Source organism: Paenibacillus oenotherae, from assembly GCF_019443105.1.
GTDB lineage: Bacteria > Bacillota > Bacilli > Paenibacillales > Paenibacillaceae > Paenibacillus_Z > Paenibacillus_Z oenotherae.
Map to the genome: position 1 here is coordinate 117,168 of NZ_JAHZIJ010000013.1, position 17,852 is coordinate 135,019.

General features: G+C 52.5%; 18 protein-coding genes. 1 reads left to right on the forward strand and 17 read right to left on the reverse strand.

Features of this window, described 5'->3' with window-relative positions; all coding sequences use genetic code 11:
* Positions 1-4: 4 nt before the first annotated feature.
* From K0T92_RS17295 to K0T92_RS17375, 17 genes are read right to left on the reverse strand one after another with little or no spacing between them, the layout of a single operon-like run.
* Complete coding sequence (locus K0T92_RS17295; RefSeq protein ID WP_219873727.1) at positions 5-856, reverse strand: sugar phosphate isomerase/epimerase family protein; 852 nt, start codon at positions 854-856, stop codon at positions 5-7.
* A gap of 5 nt (positions 857-861) precedes the next feature.
* Complete coding sequence (locus K0T92_RS17300; RefSeq protein ID WP_219873729.1) at positions 862-1,836, reverse strand: C39 family peptidase; 975 nt, start codon at positions 1,834-1,836, stop codon at positions 862-864.
* A 14-nt stretch (positions 1,837-1,850) separates the two neighbouring features.
* Positions 1,851-3,191: a glycosyltransferase family 4 protein gene (locus K0T92_RS17305; protein ID WP_219873731.1), complete on the reverse strand. Its 1,341-nt coding sequence runs from the start codon at positions 3,189-3,191 to the stop codon at positions 1,851-1,853.
* A gap of 11 nt (positions 3,192-3,202) precedes the next feature.
* Positions 3,203-4,324 (reverse strand): DegT/DnrJ/EryC1/StrS family aminotransferase, encoded by a 1,122-nt coding sequence (locus K0T92_RS17310; protein ID WP_219873732.1) that lies wholly within the window; start codon positions 4,322-4,324, stop codon positions 3,203-3,205.
* Positions 4,325-4,366: 42 nt separating this feature from the next.
* Complete coding sequence (locus tag K0T92_RS17315) at positions 4,367-5,365, reverse strand: Gfo/Idh/MocA family protein (RefSeq protein WP_219873733.1); 999 nt, start codon at positions 5,363-5,365, stop codon at positions 4,367-4,369.
* Positions 5,366-5,377: 12 nt separating this feature from the next.
* Complete coding sequence (locus K0T92_RS17320) at positions 5,378-5,644, reverse strand: phosphopantetheine-binding protein (protein WP_219873734.1); 267 nt, start codon at positions 5,642-5,644, stop codon at positions 5,378-5,380.
* 2 nt (positions 5,645-5,646) lie between these two features.
* Positions 5,647-6,921 carry an AMP-binding protein gene (locus K0T92_RS17325; RefSeq protein WP_219873735.1) on the reverse strand — a complete coding sequence of 425 codons (1,275 nt, stop codon included), beginning with the start codon at positions 6,919-6,921 and terminating at the stop codon, positions 5,647-5,649.
* Between the two features lie 24 nt (positions 6,922-6,945).
* The gene (locus K0T92_RS17330) at positions 6,946-8,118 is read right to left on the reverse strand and encodes a DegT/DnrJ/EryC1/StrS family aminotransferase (RefSeq protein WP_219873736.1); all 1,173 of its coding nucleotides are present in this window, start codon (positions 8,116-8,118) and stop codon (positions 6,946-6,948) included.
* A gap of 4 nt (positions 8,119-8,122) precedes the next feature.
* Positions 8,123-9,058, reverse strand: coding sequence for an ROK family protein (locus K0T92_RS17335; RefSeq protein WP_219873737.1), 936 nt, complete (start codon positions 9,056-9,058; stop codon positions 8,123-8,125).
* Positions 9,055-10,149, reverse strand: coding sequence for a Gfo/Idh/MocA family protein (locus K0T92_RS17340; RefSeq protein ID WP_219873738.1), 1,095 nt, complete (start codon positions 10,147-10,149; stop codon positions 9,055-9,057). The genes K0T92_RS17335 and K0T92_RS17340 overlap by 4 nt, the downstream gene beginning before the upstream one ends.
* Before the next feature lie 22 nt (positions 10,150-10,171).
* A complete protein-coding gene (locus tag K0T92_RS17345) occupies positions 10,172-10,594 on the reverse strand; it encodes a type II 3-dehydroquinate dehydratase (RefSeq protein ID WP_219873739.1) in 423 nt (140 codons plus the stop codon).
* A gap of 17 nt (positions 10,595-10,611) precedes the next feature.
* The gene (locus tag K0T92_RS17350; RefSeq protein WP_219873763.1) at positions 10,612-11,292 is read right to left on the reverse strand and encodes an HAD family hydrolase; all 681 of its coding nucleotides are present in this window, start codon (positions 11,290-11,292) and stop codon (positions 10,612-10,614) included.
* A 19-nt stretch (positions 11,293-11,311) separates the two neighbouring features.
* Positions 11,312-12,694 (reverse strand): class I adenylate-forming enzyme family protein, encoded by a 1,383-nt coding sequence (locus K0T92_RS17355; RefSeq protein ID WP_219873740.1) that lies wholly within the window; start codon positions 12,692-12,694, stop codon positions 11,312-11,314.
* A 36-nt stretch (positions 12,695-12,730) separates the two neighbouring features.
* Positions 12,731-12,994: an acyl carrier protein gene (locus K0T92_RS17360; RefSeq protein WP_219873741.1), complete on the reverse strand. Its 264-nt coding sequence runs from the start codon at positions 12,992-12,994 to the stop codon at positions 12,731-12,733.
* A 49-nt stretch (positions 12,995-13,043) separates the two neighbouring features.
* Entirely contained in the window at positions 13,044-14,807 is a 1,764-nt protein-coding gene (locus tag K0T92_RS17365; RefSeq protein WP_219873742.1) for an ABC transporter ATP-binding protein, read from the reverse strand.
* 50 nt (positions 14,808-14,857) lie between these two features.
* Entirely contained in the window at positions 14,858-15,790 is a 933-nt protein-coding gene (locus K0T92_RS17370; RefSeq protein ID WP_219873743.1) for a DUF6005 family protein, read from the reverse strand.
* Entirely contained in the window at positions 15,784-16,044 is a 261-nt protein-coding gene (locus tag K0T92_RS17375) for an acyl carrier protein (protein ID WP_219873744.1), read from the reverse strand. The genes K0T92_RS17370 and K0T92_RS17375 overlap by 7 nt, the downstream gene beginning before the upstream one ends.
* 557 nt (positions 16,045-16,601) lie before the next feature.
* On the opposite strand from K0T92_RS17375, the gene K0T92_RS17380 reads away from it, so the two are divergent.
* Positions 16,602-17,423, forward strand: a complete 822-nt coding sequence (locus K0T92_RS17380; RefSeq protein WP_219873745.1) for a helix-turn-helix transcriptional regulator — start codon at positions 16,602-16,604, stop codon at positions 17,421-17,423.
* Positions 17,424-17,852: the final 429 nt, after the last annotated feature.

The window sequence follows — 17,852 nt, forward strand, 5'->3', positions numbered from 1 at the left end:
TAGATCACGTTTGCGTGCTGACAAGCTTGGATGCTCTGCTCTCCGTTTCCTTCAACCACCTGAATTCCTGTTCCACATAATGAAACGGTTTTTGGCCGAACCATTCGATTGATGCATGCTCCGTGAACCCGATCTTAACGAGATGATCGATCACCTCAACGTAGTCAATCAGTCCATCCTGCAATCCGACAATTCCATCCCTCGTTCCGAAGGGGGAGTAGATATTGCCCGGCTCAAAGACAGACAGGCAGCTCCGGTCATCGATATTCTTCAAGTGAACATTGCCGATCCAGGGCGCAAGCCGGTCGAAGGCTTCAAGCGGAGGCGTATCCGTCTCCCACAGATGAAGCACATCCAGATTAACCTTCAGGGCAGGCTCATCCACTTCATGGATTAGCCTGAGGGTCGATTCCAGCGTATCGGCAAGCGTATTCGGATGTGTCTCAATAACGGGCGAGATGCCGTGAGCCTCCAAATACCGGGTTATCGCCCGCAGCTGCTCTACCCTCTCCTGCCATAGCTCTCTGCTTATCCCGGCGCTTGGACAATTCCCTGCGAAGATGCGGATTTTGTCCGTATGGAACAGCTCCGACATCGTTACCCATTCCTTGCATCTGCCCTTGATCTCCTCCGGCGTGAACGCAACATAATCGCTTATCATATTAATTTTCAAATCCCGCTCAGCGATCAGTCCAGCCAGCGCCTCCGGATGGGACAAGGTGGAATACATCAGCGAACGCGCGTGCACGCCCCATAATTCAATTCCTTGGAATCCAACTCTGCCGGCAAAAGAAATCAGTTCCTCCAGAGAGACGATTTCATGCCGGAATGATATCGAACACATGTAATAGTTCATATCCATTACCTGCCCATTTCATAGAGTTCAATCAGGAAATCTTTCTCGCTTTGAATGATGTCCTCCACCTTATTGCTAATAGATTCGATAACGGTCGGCGTCTGCTTGAACCTGTATTTCGTCAGCAGGAAGTTAAGACTCTTCCACTGGGTCATAATGCGATCCACCTTGCCGCTGAGCATGGCAACCGCATCATCGTTCAGAACACCCAGGCTGCACAGGCTCTCCCACACCCGCTTCCGCATTCTTATAATCGACACTAGCGTTATATTGTTCTGCTCCACCCATTTCTGAATCGAGCGGTCTGCAATATCGGGATCGCTCACCTCTCTATTAAACCGGCGCAATACATTGACCCCTGACGCAAACGTATTATGCACATGATAGTTGTAATTTTGAGTGACGGCATAACTCAGCATATCCTTGGGCGACGGGGGAATGAAGGAGGAGGGGAAACGAAAGTCAAAATAGTATAATCGCCCGTTGTACAGCCCTGCTCCGACCAATTCGTCATACGTCATTGTCCCTTGAAAGTCGGCAACAGGGTCCATGACATAAAAGTCCTCCGTCCCCTCGTCATAACCGTGCACAATAATGAAATGGTTGAAGCCGCTGTCCTCATGGGTCATGAGAGATTCGGGAAAGAAGTGCAGCCGGGAGGATTTGCATTCATACAGAATGGAATTGCCGGACATGATCGATTCCGCCAGTGCGCGCTTGTCGCCATGCACATAGACGACATCAATGCCATAGACCTTCTTCAGGTTTTTAACATTGATCGTCTTTTTGGCGGAAATGACAATTTTGGAACGGTTGTAATAGTTCAAATTCCAGTAATCGATCAGGAACAGCTCCGGGTTATAGCCCTTAGCCTTCAGCATGGTCATAACACTGGAAGGAATGCATTCCATCGGCGCTACAGAAATCAGCTCATGCTGCATGGATGGATTGGCCGCAGTTTCTACAGTAAGTTCTCTCAATCTCATACCTCCCTTCACACAAACTGTTTATTTGCACTCGCAAAATGGCCAATAAGCGGCTTGACCTGCCCATACCATTGCTCCAATGCAATCGTGTTGACTTCGGACAACACAGACAGCGGGCTGGCATCAAGAAAGCTGATGCCTCTGAGGTTATCCAGACAGTATAGCCCGCCCTGCTCGCTGATCGGCGTATTCCACACCTCGTCTACCTTCCGGTACAGCACCACTCTCTCTGATGCATGGTAGACCGCCTCTTCGACGAGAGGCATCACTTTCCGGTAATGAAACTGCTCCATCGAGAGCAAGCTTGCGCCATGCATCCGCCGCCGCAGGCCAGAATCCGTCAACAGCTGTACGCAGTAGTCCGCCACCTGGGCCTCGTCAATCGAAGGCTTGTCCCCTTCCCAGAAGCAGTCTGCCAGAAAGCCGTCCTCGCCGTGGCGGACAATATCGCGGAATCCATCCCAATCCGTACAGACAACCGGCAAGCCGTACCGCTTCGCCTCCACAATGTTGTAGCCGAACGTCTCGCCGGGGTCCGTGGAGAGATTAAGCAGCAGCGCAGCGCTTCTGAAGCATGCCTCCTTCTCGGCGCCTACGATAGATCCCGTGAACGTCACCGTATCCTGAAGACCATACTGCTGAACGAGACCTTCAAGCTGTTCCCGGTACTGCCGAACCTGCCCCTCCGATCTCCCTGTATATTCTCCGGCGATAACCAGCCTGGCGCCTGGAACCCTTGCGGAGATATCCGCGAAGCAGCGCAGCGCGGCATCGATATTTTTGACATTCTCGATGCGCCCGATAGACAGTATGATTGGTTCTCCGTCCTCATTGAAGCTCCCCAACAGTCCGTCCGCGTCCGTACACAGCGGAATTTGGCAAGCTCCCTTGTAGACATCCGAGATGCACTCCAATGCGCGCTTGGTCGTTGCCGTACTCGCCAGCAGCACATCCTTCTCTGTCAGGAACGGCGCCATCGCCAGCCAATGCCTGACCCAGTTCTCCGAACCTACGCAATGCGCAATCATGAGAATGCCCAGATCCAGCTGTCCGTGATTGCGCGCCATGACGATATAGGGATTAGAAGGGGTAAGGTTGGCATAGAACACGTCAAGCCTGTATTTGTCCTGCAGCGCCTTCAGGTTCGCGCTTAGCTTGTCCAGCGATTCCGGGAATTTCTGCAGCCATTTCTCGAAGGTCCCTCCGAACAGCTTGATATAGCTGAGGGGCGGAATCTCGATCAATTCCACATATTGGCCCAAATAGCGCAGCCACGCCGTGTCTATAACGCGCTCGTTGACCCGTTTGGCTTGTCCGCTAATATAGCCTACTCGAAGTCTTGGATTCATAAGCTGTCTCCTCAAACCCCGATAGTGCCAAGACAGCCTGTAATGATTCCGGCGATCCCCGCAACTTCCTCTTCCTTCACCGTTATATTCATGGGAAGGGACAGAATCTCGCCTGCCGCTTGCTCGGCGTTGGGGAAATCTCCTTGTGCGCAGTTCAAGTGCGAGAACGCCTTCGTCAGATGAATCGGCTCCGGATATTGAATAGCGGTAAGCACACCCTGCTTCTGCAGCTGCTTGCGCACCCGCTCCCGCCCGTCTCCGTCAATCCTGACTACATATAAGTGAAACACATGGCTCTCATCACCTCTCGATGACGGCAGCCGGATGCTTGTGCAGTCCCCCAAATAATGCTCGTACATCGCCGCTATATTCCGGCGGATGGCAGACCACTCATCCAGATAGGCAAGCTTGAGCTCCAGCGCCGCTGCCTGAATGGGGTCCAGCCGGCTGTTGAAGCCCGGCACCTCATGCTGATACTTGATTTCCCCCCCATGATTTCGAAGTTGCTTTATCCTTACAGCCAGATCATCATTAGACGTCGTTACCCCGCCTCCATCGCCAAGCGCGCCCAAATTTTTATCGGGATAGAAGCTGAAGCAGCCTGCAGTGCCGAGACTTCCCGCCTTCTTGCCGCGCAGAACGGCGCCTGCAGCCTGAGCGCTGTCTTCTATGACATGAATATTGCGTTCCTCCGCCCAAGCTGCGAAAGACTCCAAATCTACCATTTGCCCGTACAAATGTACGGCGATAACCGCTTTCGTACGCTCTGTGACCCGTGCCTTCACCTGCTCCAGATCGATCAGGAAGGTGTCCGGATCACAATCGACAAGCACCGGAACCGCTCCCGTATGATGGATCGCCTCTACAGTGGCAATGAACGTATTGGCAACGGTAATAACCTCGTCCCCCGGCCCCACGCCTAATGCCTTGAGCGTCAAGATCAGGGCATCCGTTCCATTCCCGACCCCGATTCCATGCTTCGAGCCGATATAAGCAGCATAAGCATTCTCAAAGCTCGCAACAGGCGGCCCGCCTACGAACACACCGCGCTTTGCAATCTGTTCCACAGATGCCAACCACTGCTCCTTGATCAACTCGTACTCGTAAGAAGAACCCGAGAACAACACTTTCACACAACCACCGCCTATACAATTATTGAGAAGCAGGCACCCCCGTCAGGTTGCCGAAGCATATTCCGGCGCGCCCGAATGTATCCGGTCAATAACCTCCATGACAGCTGTCACTTCGTCCATATTGACAGACAACGGGCCCCCTCCCTGAATATGTTGAATGAAAGATTCATAGATTTCCTTCGCTGCTGTAAGCTTATTCTGCTCCAGTGTGAACGGCCTTGGCTGCGCTCCCTTGGCAAGCAAGACCGCCTCCTTGTCATTCATCACCTGCAGCGTTCCCTGGTCGCCGCCGATAACCCAGAACGGCACAGTCGCGTTGGAGGCGAAATTAATCTCCATATGATAGAGAATGCCATTGTCCAATCGCATCAGGGCATGGACATAGTCATCCACCTCACCCTGATTCCAGTTCAAGGTCTGGACAGAGGAATGAATAGAATCCATCCTGCCGAGATTCAGCTGCAGCAGCTGGTCGATCAGATGCACGCCCCAGTCCAGCAATGCGCCGCCGCCGTACTGCCGCTTGTTCCGCCACTGCGGATCAAAGGATTTGACGCCAAAATTAGCGCCGGAGCCAAACATATGATGCCGCCTCTCGACGAACAGCACATTGCCCACCATGCCTGCCGCTATGGCTTCCTTCACGAAGCAGAAGTCGGCATCATATCTCCGGTTATGGAATACGCTGACGGCCTTTCCTGTTTGCTGCGCCAATCTCCTCAGTCCTTCGGCCTCGCTGAACGTAACCGTGACCGGCTTCTCGATCAGAACATGCTTCCCTGCCGTCAATGCCGCTCTGGCAAGCTCGTAATGCGAGCTTGGGGGCGTTGCAATAAGGACGATATCCACATCGCTTGCAAGCAGCTCATCGATGCTTGCATAGACAGCAATGCTGCGCCGGTTAGCCAATTCAACCCGCTCCGGGGTCATATCATACACACCGTAATGCGTTATTTGCTCCAGCTTCTTAATGATTGGCAGGTGGACCAGCTCCACAATTCTGCCAAAGCCGATGATGCCCAGCTTCAACCCCTGCTCCATGGCCGCTGTCTCCTATGCCGTTTGATTTTGCAGCTTCAAGTGTTCAATAAAGCTGATTAATGAACCAACCGTCTCCAGCACTTCCGGGTCAACATTATCCTCTGGAACAAATATGCCGAATTCTTCTTCAATGTAGACCGTCAGTTGCAGCACCATGATGGAATCGATGAACAGATCCTCATAAATCCGGCTTCCTTCATCCACATGATCCGGCAGTTTAATCTCAAAATTCTGGGCAATAATCTCCATCAGCTTGGAATAAATTTCAGTTCTTGTCATTGTCAGCTCTCCATTTCCTGTAACATTTTTCGATTGATCTTGCCGCCCGCGTTGCGCGGAATTTCCTGCACGAACTCTACCATACCCGGTACTTTATAGGAGGGCAGCTGCCCCATGCACCAGGTCTTGATCTCCTCTGCGCTTACCGCGCCATCCATATCCGTATCCGTATCCGCAATGACCATCGCTCTGACTGCTTCTCCCCAAACCGGATGCCTGCCTCTGAATACGACAACCTCCCTTACCTTCGGATGCGCCAGAATGACAGACTCCACTTCTACCGGAATGACCTTCAAGCCGGACACATTGATAAGATCATCCATACGTCCCAACAGCTGCAAATCCCCGTTCTCGTTCAAGTAGCCCAGATCGCGTGTATGAACGCCCTCATCCTTGCCTTCGAGCCGCACGACAATCTCGCCTGGTTCGGCAGAATGATTGGCGGCCTCAAGGGTAATATGGCGGAGCGGCTTGCCCACATTCGTCGGCCCGTCACAATGAAGCGCAATTGATATGGCACCGGTCTCTGTTGAGCCATATTGCTGCATGCAGCAGGTTGACGATGCGGCAAGCTCCCGGAACAGATCGTCCGGCAGCATTGAGCCGGATGTGATCACCTTATGGAATCGCAATGAACCTCTGGACATCGACCGCATCAGCTTGATCATATAGGGGACACAATAAACGAGTGATTCCGGTATCGACCGGATTTTGCTGACCCAGTACTTGGGGTTCTTCTCTGTTACAATTACAGGCTGTACGCCACGCTCGATTGCAGTCAGCGCTCCTGCGATCAGGCCGAATGAATGGGAGAGCGGAATGAATATAATCGGCGTCTCCGTTGTTGTCCCCTCATTCGCGGACGCGAGTGCGAGATTGTAATTCTTGATCTCTGTCCGCACCTCGGACCAGCTTCTTCTGATCAGCTTGGGCGCCCCGGTGGTGCCGGAGGAGAATTGCAGCAGCGAGCCCGGCACAGCCCGCTCATGCCCTTCGATGGAGAAGAGCTCGCTGTTATCCCCATGGATCAATACTGCACAGCCTGCCGCCTCCGCTTGATTAAGCGCAGTCTGCAGCGGCGTGTCCGCCGGCAGCAGCAGCAGCGAGCCGTGACCTGCCATCAGCTTGAATACGACACCAATAATCACATTCGGCTGCTGCGAGCAGATGGCGACAATCTTCCCCTCTATTGCCCGCAGACATTCGCTGCGGAACAGGCGATCCGCCTCTGCATCGATCTCTTCCTTGCTGAATGGCGTATTATTGATTACAATCATGCCGCTTATCCCCTGCCCCATTCCTCAGATATGAACGTGCTGCTGCTGCTGTGAGATGAACCCGGCGATGCCGCGTACCGTCTCTGCGCTTGCAAGAAGCGCTTTATGGTGAATCCATATGACCTCGCCCGCTATTTTATGGGAGATCGGGCAGCTCAGATCAAATTGCGCATAGACCTCCGAATGGCTCTCGATAAATTCCTTGTATACCTTCGTCCCCTGGATGACCGCATATGCCTTGTAAGCAGGAATGCCCACTCCGTTCAAGCGTTCGACGAACTCGTCGCGGGTTACCCCGCCGAAGGCTGCGGCGTCATAGTAGAACATATACATGTAGTGGGTGTGGATGTTGCATCGCGGATCACGGCCCTGCGTAATTATGCCTTCAATCTCGCTCAGCTCGGCATCGAGCAGAGCGGCATTGCGCTCACGCAGCGCATTCTGGCCATCCAGGCGATCCACCTGCGGGATAAGCGCCGCCCCTTGAAATTCACTGAGCCGATAATTGGAGCCCAGCACCAGATGCTGATAAGAACGGTCCCCCAGCGGGCGGCCAACATGATGGAATAAGAACGCATCATTGTAGAGCTTCTCGGAGTTGGTCGTTATCATCCCGCCTTCTCCCGCCGTCATGAGCTTCAATGCCTGAAAGCTGAATACGCCCGCATCTCCGATGCTGCCCGCCCGCTGGCCATTCCACTCCGCGCCATGGGCATGGCAGGCATCCTCAATAATGAACAAGCTATGCTCCTTGGCGATCTCCCTGATTGCATCCATATCACATACATGACCTGCCATATGTACAGGTATGATTCCTGCAGTGCGGGCCGTGATGGCCTCGCGAATGCGCTCGGGATCCACGCAGAAAGTAACAGGATCCACATCCACCGGAACCGGAATGCCTCCAAGCAGCATGACTGGCGTAGCCGTTGAGATGAAGGTGAAGGCCGGGACAATGACCTCATCCCCAGGCTTGATCTGCAAAGCCATCAGAGCCACTTCAATCGCATTCGTGCCGCTGCTGTTCGTGAGCGCATAGGCTGTTCCATGCTTCTCCGCGAACTTCTTCTCCAGCTCCAGCACCTTGCCGCCGGAGAATCTCCACCAATTCCCGCTCGCTGTTACCTCTGCAACAAGCTCCTGCTCTTCCGGGCCAACCAATGGCCATGCGGGTATTTCCCGAGACAAATCCGTCATTATCCTATCTCTCCTTCTGGAATATATATTGGCTGTTAAAGCAGGCCAGCCCGCCCCATAACGGGGCTTCTTCGCCTAATGCCGACAGCGCAACTCCGATATTATTGTGAGGCATGCTGCCCATTTGCCTCTGAACACGCCCCTGCAGGGACTGGTAGACTTCAGGATTGCGAGTTACCAGACCGCCGCCCAGCACAACGAGATCAGGATCCAGCAGCTTGACCGTATTGGCGATAGCAGCGGCCAGATATTGCAAAGAGGTGTTCACGATGGCGGCAGCTGTCTCGTCCTGCTCGCCCGCCAGCTCGAATACCCGGCTTGCCAGCAGCCTCTCGCCCAGCTGCTCCTCCGCCATTCGCTCGATGGCTCTGCCGGATGCATACAGCTGCAGGCAGCCCCGGGAGCCGCATGAGCAGGGAAGTCCCATCGGCTCGACACAGACATGGCCAAGCTCCCCGCTGCTGCCGTTTGCCCCGTTATGCAGCTCTCCGTTCAGAATGATGCCGCTGCCGATCCCCGTGCCGATTGAAACAGTAAGAAGATGGTTCACCCGCTTCGTCAAGCCGAAGGCATACTCCCCCATGGAGGCAAGCGCCGCGTCATCCTTGATGATAACCGTGCAATGACTGAGCTCCTCCAGCTTTCTCCGGAACGGGAATTCATTCCAATTCGGCCGGTTAGGCCAGATCGTAATATTGCCCTCGCTGTCATGCAGCGCCGCAAGACCAACTACAAGCATATGAACCTCGCGGAATGCCGTTCCGTTATCGCTGCACAGTATCTTCAAATGGCTGACCAGCTCTTCCAGCATGTAAGGCGGAGCGGCATCCTTATAATGATGAAGGAGCTTCATGCCGAGCAGCCTGCGCTCTTCCATATCGAACAAGGCCGCCCTGATCGATGTCGCGCCGCAATCTACGCTGATCACATAGCCGCTCATACGGCGACATGATCCCTTGCTGCAGATTTGTACAATTCGTCTACAAGGTTTACAGTCAGCGCCCCATCCATTTCATCCGCGAGCGGAGTCTCTTCCCCTCTCACGCAGCGAATGAAATGATTCATCTGCGAGCGATATTCAGACAGCTCTGTATGCTCCGGGGCAGGCAGCTCCAGCTCGATCTGCTCTCCGCCCAGCGGCATAAAGGTCAGCCGCGGCTCCTTCATAATGCCCAGGTTGCTGAATCCGAATAAGGTTTGCAGCTGCAGTGTCCCCTTCGCCCCTCTTATCTTGAGCTCCACGAGATCGCCCTCTACATCCTCAGACCAACTGACGTGGATCAGTCCCGTAGCTCCGCTGCTGAAGACAACCATCCCTCTGGCGCTGTCCTCAACCTCAATCCCGCCGGACTCATGGGTTCCCAGCCAATTGTTGTACGTGCTGTAATCGAAATTCCTTCGATATAAGCTGCACAGCCTCTCCGTTACTTGCAGCGAAGCTGATTTGGCATCCAGCAAATACAGCATCATATCGATCATGTGGCTCCCAAGATCATGAAGCACTCCGCCGCCGGACAATTCCTTCTGCGTGAACCAGCTGCCCGGCCGGGGAACGCCCATTCTGCGCGTCCAGCCCGCTTCGATCGTCTGGACGGCACCTGTAACGCCCTCCAGCAGACAGCTCTTCATCCGCTGGACATCCCCGCGATAACGGTTGACAAACCCTGTTAGCAGCACCCCATTGCTGGCCGCTGCCGCACGGCAGATCTGCTGTGCATCCTGAACGGATGTAGCCAGCGGCTTCTCGCATAACACACTGATATTGTGCTTCAGGAACTGTACGCAGAGCGGCGTATGCGTTGCATTAGGGGTGCAAATTATGACGGCATCCGGCGTCAGCTCCAGCATATCGCCGATGGAAGAGACGGCCTTCGTGCGGAACAGCTCTGCCAGCTCGATCGCCCTATCCCCATCGGTGTCATAGATGCCGCAAATCGCGACATCATCCATCTCCAGCAGCAGTGGCAGATGCGCCCGCTTGGCAATCCATCCCGCTCCAATGATGCCGATGTTTACTTTCTTAGCAGCCAACACGGAACTCCTCCTGTTCTACTTACTTGCACGCTAAAGCTTGAATCGCGAGCCGATAACCATACTCTCCGAATCCAGTTATCATTCCGATTACAACAGGAGACAGCACCGAGACACTATGCCAGTCCTCGCGGCTGTATATGTTCGACATATGGATCTCTACCGCTCGCATCCCGCAGGCTACGATAGCTTCCCGGATCGGATAGGACTGCGACAGACTGGCGGGATTAATGACAAGTCCGTCTGTTGTGCCATAGCCCTTGTGAATTTTGCCGACAATATCGCCCTCACTATTGCTCTGAAAGCATTCCAGCTCGATTCCATTCCGGCTCGACCATGCGGTCAAATCCCTTTCCACTTCTTCCAATGTTCTGCTTCCATATATCTCCGGCTCCCTAATGCCGAGAAAATTCATATTCGGGCCATTAATCAACAGCACTCTCATCTACGCGCACCACATTTCTATCTGTAGCTGACACTTGTTGTGTCTCTATTATTCAGAGCCCCGAGCTGCTGGATTAATAGATCTCTCAGCTGGGCAACCTGGCTCACAATGAACTTGGGATTCTCCCGCAGCAGAACCTCCTGCTTCGTCTCCCCCCACAACACAGCTATACTGTCCACCTCGGCGCTTGCCGCACATACAAGATCATTGGCGGAATCTCCGATGAACAAGGCTTCATGGCTGGCCACCTTCAATGTGTGCAGACAAGCAAGCAGACTCTCTGGATGCGGCTTCGGATGAGCTACATCATCGGAGCACAGGACGCAATCAAAGTACTGGATAATGTTCAAGTATTGAAGAAGCTCCAATGTCCGGACGCGATCCTTCCCCGTACATAGCCCGACCAGCACGCCGCTTTCCTTCAATTCATGCAGCAATTCGGCACTGCCGGGAATGAGCTCCACCTGATCCAGCCGCTCCCTGCTGATCCGCCGGTATGCCTGGCACATCTCCTGAGGCAAATGCATGGCTCTAAAAATATTTTCCAGCGAATCTCCGGCATGGCTGATAAAGATGTCGAAGGACGGAGCCCCTTCGCCCACTACCTCCGCATAGCTTTGCAGCAGCGCTTGTCTCTGCAGCTCCAGGGAACTGATAATGACACCGTCAAAATCGAAGATGACCGCTCGGATAACAATGACCTCCTTTACCGCTGCATCAACCCATAACCGTTTCTTTTACGATTTTCCCCATTTCATTTCGTTGAATATGCCCCACCAGCTTGATCGAAGCAGGGATTTGATGATCCTGCATCGTTGTTCTGGCGTATTGAATGAGCTCCTGAACCGTCAGCTCGAATCGGGGTACAACATGGGCAACCAGCATGTCTTCGCCATTCTCCTTCTTCCGGGCAAACACATGGGCATCCTCAACCTTCTCATAGGCCAGCAGACGCTGAACGACAACGCTCGGATTCACTTTTTTGCCGCCGATATTGGCAATTGCCTTGGTCCGGCCCGTGATGAACAGATACCCTTCATGATCAACGAAGCCCAGATCCCCCATCGGCATATACCCTTCCGCATTAAAGGGCTGCTCGTCCTCGTGCAAATATCCTGTCATCACACTGTCGCTGCTGATCCAGATATGGCCCTCCTCGAACGGTGCCGTCTCTTCGCCATGCTCGTTCAGGATGGACAGCCGCACGCCGGACATCGGCTTGCCAGCGGAGCGGTATCTGGTTGAGCCTAGTCGGGATACGATGCCGCCGGTCTCTGTACTTCCGTAATTGCACGATATGCTGACATTGTATTTGCCGGCTATCTCCTGATGCAGCTCTTCCGTAACAGGCCCGGCCCCGACCATCATAATACGCACGAAGGACAGATCGACCGGCTCAGCCAAATACAGCTTGGACAGACTTCTTGCCATGATTGGAACAAGCGGAACAATCGTTGCCTGATGGCGTGCGAGCTCCTTTATCAGCTGCCGCGGAGTAAACTTATCGAGCAGCACAACTGCCGCGCCGGACATCACTCCTCCCATAAAGGCAAAGCCGAATGCGTAGGAGTGGTAAAGCGGAAGAGCAAGTGCGACAACATCCGCCTCTGTCATCCGCAGCGTCTGCACATAGCTCGCTCCTTCCGCCATAAGCTGCCGGATCGTTCTCACGCATATTTTGGGCCGATCCGTACTGCCGGAAGTGAAGTGATACATACATGCCTCATCCTGCTCGGCGGTATCGCAGCTAGTATTGTAATGCTCCCACAGCTGCAATCGCGCTGCATCCAGCTCTGCATGGATCGTTAGCTGAGCCCGCATAGCACTGCGCTCCGCATCGTTCAGTCCGCTGGCACAGGGTACAATCCTGCATTTCTTCGCGATGAGGCTGTGCAGATGGACCCAAGTCGCCACGCTGTTAGACATCTGCAGGAGAACCGTCGAGCCTTCCGCCAGTCCTTGCTCCTCCAGCTCGGCATTGTTGCGAAGCACCCGCTCATACAGCTCCCTGTTCGTGAAAGATCGCCCATTGTCAATGACCGCCAGTCCGTCCGGACTTTCCTCGCTGCGCTGTGACAAAACATCCGCTAATGTTGTCATCCCGACTGCTCCTTTACCGTTGCCGAACGTATCGATTTAGTCCCTGCCTACCGCCAGCTTGCTTCTGATATAATCCGCAACCTTCGATAAGTTATTGATCATCTCGGGATCCAGATCCTCATCCGGGATCTCGATCTGGAATGCATTCTCAATGAGCACCATAATCTCCAGGAAATCAACGGAGTTGATATTGATCTCCTGCTCCAGATTGTCTCCCTTGATCTCATCCGGTGTCAGACTGAGATTCATGCCTTGAATGATGAGGCTTTTCAATTGCTGTATGATCATTTGTTTATCCATGCACACTCTGCCCTGCCCTTCGACTTTCTCGGCTGAATCACTACTTGAGCTATACCGCTACGATCTCCTTCTCTTCCATCTCGCTATTGATAATCATCGAGTAGTAGATCCCGCTCTGCTCCATTAAGCTGGCATGGTTGCCTGCCTCTACGACACGGCCCTTGTCCAGCACATAGATAAGATCCGCTTCCTTAATTGTCTCCAGACGGTGGGTAGCCATTAACGTGGTCTTGCCCCGCATCAGATTCTTCAGCGCGACCAGCACCTCTTCCTCGCTCAAGCGATCCAGGGCCGACGTCGGTTCGTCCAGAATAAGAACGCTCGGCTTCCTGAGCAGCACTCTTGCGATGCCGATGCGCTGCCTCTGTCCGCCCGACAGCTGAAATCCTTTGTGGTCAATGAATGTCTGAATCCCATCAGGAAGACTGTCGATCAAGTCGCCCAGATTGGCTAGCCGCACCGCTTCATTCACCTCATCAGCCGTAGCTGACAGGTTGCCGATAATGATATTCTCGTAGATTGTTCCCCGGAATAAATGCGTCTCCTGGAACACCATGCTGATATGCTCGTTCAATTCCTGCCTCGTTATGTCTTCCATCGCCTTGCTGCCAAGCCGCATCTCGCCTGATGTGATCTGCATAAATCCCATTACCGTTCTGAAGAGACTCGACTTCCCCGAACCGCTTCTGCCGACAAAAGCAATCCTCTGCCCCCTGCCGATCTGCAAATTCAAGCCCTGCAGAATGTTGACGCCCTCGTAGGATACATGCACATCCTTGCAGGAGAGAATGATCTCGCTTTGCTGGTGGAACGGCAGTGTCCGCCGCAGATCATCCACCGTTGCCGCAGCTTCGAGCGGGGTTTCAAGAAACCCTTCTATTCTCCCGAGCGCAACCTCTGACTGCTTCAATTCCCCATAAAAGCTGTTGATCGCATTAATCGGGTTCAGGACGTTGAACAGATACGTTACCGAGGCAACCAGCATCCCGATTGTCATAGTGCCGTCCAGCACTTGATGCGTGCCGAACCAATACAGCAGAATCATGACCATGCTGATGACAAAAGCGCCGATTTGTCCCGATAATACGCGGAACAGCGTCTCTCTGGTACTGGCTCTGACCAGAGCGATGTAGAGCGACCTGTTGCGCTCATTCTCCCAATTCTCAAGTCCGAATGAACGGATTTCCCGGGAGCCCTCAATCGCTTCATACAGGTATGTGCCGATCTCTTCATTATGCTCGCGGCAAATCTGGACATTGCGCTCAATCGGCCGCTTGAACAGGATCGGGATGTACAGCAGCAGCGGAATGCTGACAAGCGCCATCAATCCGAGCCACACATCGACATACAGCAGGAAGATAATCGCCACTGACATGACGACAAATTGCGAAACCAACTCTACCAGCACATGATTGACAAAGTTGCCCATTGCCGCAGCATCCATGCCGAGCAGGGCGGTGAATTTGCCGGGACCATGCTTCTCAATCTCCGGCATCGGAATTTTGCGAAGATGCCGCAGCATCGTTTCTCGAATGTCCAGCGTATGTCTGATCCCCAGATACCGGAACACACCGCCGCGAACCAATGTAAACAGCACACTGGCAATCGCACAGCCTACCATAATCGTCATCGTAGGAACCAGAAGTTCCGTTTTCTTATCGATCAGGACGTTGTCGATCAGGTAGGAGAATAGTAAAGGCTGCACAAGGTTCAGTACCAAGCTCCCGAAGGTGCATATATAAGCGGCAACGGTCAGTCCCCAACGAATATGCAGCAGCGGGGTAAGGCGCATAAATATTCTAATCCCCGACATAGTCATACTCCTCTACAATAATGTCCCGCACAACGGCTGAGACGTATTTGCTACTGGATGCCTTGCTTATCTCTCCAACTGGAATAAATCTGCCCCAATTGATCCTTAATCTGAAGCTCCAGAAGCTGCAGCTGCCTGATCTTGTCGGCCATCTTGGCCAGGAAGTCCATTCTTCTGAGAATGCTGGCTTTGGTGCAGAGGAGCACTACGGTTTCCCAGCCCTTGACCAGCTCATGCACATGGTCGTGAAAGGAGCGGTGGAAGGTGCCCAGCGCTTCCTCGAAATAGGAGCAGGCAATACCGTATCCGTAATTGCGCTTGGTCAGAACGCCAATCTGCTGTACACGGGCAGACAGGTCTGGCAGCGTATCCTCCGTCTCGCCGGAGACGAGGCCCATCACCTCATCGGCCAGCCTGGTGCCGCTTAGCATCGACTCCTCGAAGGCAGCTGCAATCGTCTTGAGCGAAGGTTCCTTTATTGATTGCGCATTCAGCTCGTAACCCAGAATATGCCCTTCCCAATACAGCGCTTCCCGAATGACATCATTGGCGATGTATCCTTCCCAGCCGAAATAAGGGTCGACAATGTAGCTTCCCTCTCCGCTCGCGTGATCAACAACGACTAGATGCGGTCTGTGCTGCACGCGGTATTGCTTCGCATAGGGCAGATGAAACAGATTCATCCTGAAGATATAAGTCGTATCCTGTCCCTTGCCGCCGATCAAGCTGGAGAACACCTCGTAATTGAACGTCTCGTAATGGCCAACCTTCGTAATCCGGCTGCCATACAGCTTCTCCATCATTCCATTGTCGAAGGACAGCCTGGGCGAATAATAGCGAATCTCAGCTTGTTCCGTAATTTCGAACGGGCCGTCCCATACGCCAAAATAAAGCGGCCTGCTCTCCACGCCCCGTTGGTTGACTGCAACCGCCAGACAATCCAGCATACAATGAATCTGCTCATAGGCTGCCGTCTCTAGCATTCCAACTTACCAAGCACAATACCTATAATATGGTTAATTGTAGAAAAATTAACAATCAGCATTTCCTCATCTTCGAAAACAATATTGAAATGCTTCTCGATCTGAACGATCAAATTAATGGTTTTCACCGAGTCCAAACCCGCATCCTGCAGATTCAGATCAGGCTCCAAGACCGTCTTTTCTTCTAAAAATTGACCGATTGTCACTTCCAGGAATTGCTGCACCATCTCTCTATTTACAACCTCAATCCGCAATATCCATTCCCTCCCCATGCCTAAAAAATGAAATCTCGGTCAGCTAATTGCTTCTGCCTTCCCAATTGATTATAATTTTATTACTCACACTCCTTTGCTGCGCTGTTCCGGGATTGCAGAATCCCAGCCATCACGAAATTCCTCTTTTCTTCACTTCTAAGTCATTCGCAACAACCGCCATGCCGACTGCACCTATCTACAATAATGAACAATCTCTGCATGTTGATACAATTCGTATCTACAAGTTGTCACGATATGACATTTTTATTATAAATCTCTTTTTTTACCATTTGTACGCCTCATTTTTAACTATGATCCTTTTAATTAACATCATTGTCCAACGCCGTCCTCCGCAGCCTTATTAAGGAATCTGGCATGTGAGTTTGGAGTTGGAATTTATATAAGTTGAACGAGAGTCAGAGAGCAACAGAGCGGAGCAAGGAGAATGATTCTGGAGAAGCGCCAGCGCTCGTAAGAACATTCCCCGGCATAGCGGCCCTTGTTTCTTTTCAAGCGAGAGAAAAAGAGAGTTATAGAGGTAGGAGGGAATAGAGAGAATGATGGATTTAAGCAGTTCAATATTGCCGGTATTTCTAATCGACACGAAGCTTGAGGGTTTGCGGTCTTGGTTTATGAATCATTATCTCATCATTTTTCTTGTGCCAGAGAGCCGTTTGGAGCTGTTGAATGTGAGCATTAACAATATTCTTTATCCATTAAGCCCTGAGCAATTCCTGCTTGTATCGCCCAAGCAATCGGTACAGCTTCTATCACCGGATCCAGATGCCGCTATCATTCATTTTCAGGCTCCGTTCTTCAAGAAGCTGTCCCAGCGACAAGAACTGGAGAAGAACATGCTTACTGCCCGGCTCCCTTTCGAAGACAGCCTTCTGAGGCTGTGGAGCATTCAAAGGAAGGGCACTCATGCCCAAGAGCTGCTGTTTGGCTCTCAGGTGCTGTATCAGCTGCTTATATCGATTCTCTCTCTCTCAGCGGCCAGGCCTGCGGCATCAGCAAGCAGCACTACCCATGCCTATGTCGACGGGAAGGCGATTATCTATGCCACCCGATATATTAACAGTCATTTATCCGACTGCGACCTTTCTCTGGATGCCATTGCCGACCATGTCGGGTACCATCCCAATTACTTCTGCAAACAGTTTAAACGGATCATGAAAATTACGCCGATGAAATACGTGAATCAATTGCGGCTGGACAAGGCCGTCGCTTTGCTGCAGCAAACGGATCTCAGTGTGCATCAAATCTGCGAGCAGGTCGGCATCCGCAAATCCAGCATTCTCGCTGCGATGATTAGGGAACGGATCGGCTATACACCAACCGAATATCGCAGAACCATTCGATTCGTTCAGACAACTTAAACAGGGCGGGAATACATCGAATAGGAACCCACCGAGACATGCGAGATGTGAGATGTGAGATGCGAGCCAGGCGAAACAGGCGAAACAGCATTTATTTGCTCGTTTCTAGCCCATGAAGTTGGAATGCCTGCCGGAGGGCAGGCATTTCTACTTCGTTTCACCTTAACGGCCGATGTTTGCTCAAATTCAAGCATAATCGCAGGCATTTTACAATTATGGCGTATTGTAACCGAAATCCATGCACATTCGCAGGCTTACGCCGCCTTCCAAACAGTTGGAATTCAGTGTCCCCATTCCCGTACACAATGAAACCAGCTAATGTTTGTCAAGCATTGATGACTTGGAATTTGAGAAAAATGGTGCTATACTTTTTGTACATGCCAAAGAACCTCCGGTGGTGCGGAGGGTATTGGTTAAATATGGAATTAT

Coding starts and splice junctions, on each gene's coding strand:
- K0T92_RS17355 (WP_219873740.1), bottom strand. CDS start 12,694: ATGACAACATTAGCGGATGTTTTGTCACAGCGCAGCGAGGAAAGTCCG.
- K0T92_RS17325 (WP_219873735.1), bottom strand. CDS start 6,921: ATGATTGTAATCAATAATACGCCATTCAGCAAGGAAGAGATCGATGCA.
- K0T92_RS17315 (WP_219873733.1), bottom strand. CDS start 5,365: ATGGAGCAGGGGTTGAAGCTGGGCATCATCGGCTTTGGCAGAATTGTG.
- K0T92_RS17320 (WP_219873734.1), bottom strand. CDS start 5,644: ATGACAAGAACTGAAATTTATTCCAAGCTGATGGAGATTATTGCCCAG.
- K0T92_RS17370 (WP_219873743.1), bottom strand. CDS start 15,790: ATGCTAGAGACGGCAGCCTATGAGCAGATTCATTGTATGCTGGATTGT.
- K0T92_RS17295 (WP_219873727.1), bottom strand. CDS start 856: ATGAACTATTACATGTGTTCGATATCATTCCGGCATGAAATCGTCTCT.
- K0T92_RS17365 (WP_219873742.1), bottom strand. CDS start 14,807: ATGTCGGGGATTAGAATATTTATGCGCCTTACCCCGCTGCTGCATATT.
- K0T92_RS17360 (WP_219873741.1), bottom strand. CDS start 12,994: ATGGATAAACAAATGATCATACAGCAATTGAAAAGCCTCATCATTCAA.
- K0T92_RS17305 (WP_219873731.1), bottom strand. CDS start 3,191: ATGAATCCAAGACTTCGAGTAGGCTATATTAGCGGACAAGCCAAACGG.
- K0T92_RS17380 (WP_219873745.1), top strand. CDS start 16,602: ATGATGGATTTAAGCAGTTCAATATTGCCGGTATTTCTAATCGACACG.
- K0T92_RS17335 (WP_219873737.1), bottom strand. CDS start 9,058: ATGAGCGGCTATGTGATCAGCGTAGATTGCGGCGCGACATCGATCAGG.
- K0T92_RS17330 (WP_219873736.1), bottom strand. CDS start 8,118: ATGACGGATTTGTCTCGGGAAATACCCGCATGGCCATTGGTTGGCCCG.
- K0T92_RS17345 (WP_219873739.1), bottom strand. CDS start 10,594: ATGAGAGTGCTGTTGATTAATGGCCCGAATATGAATTTTCTCGGCATT.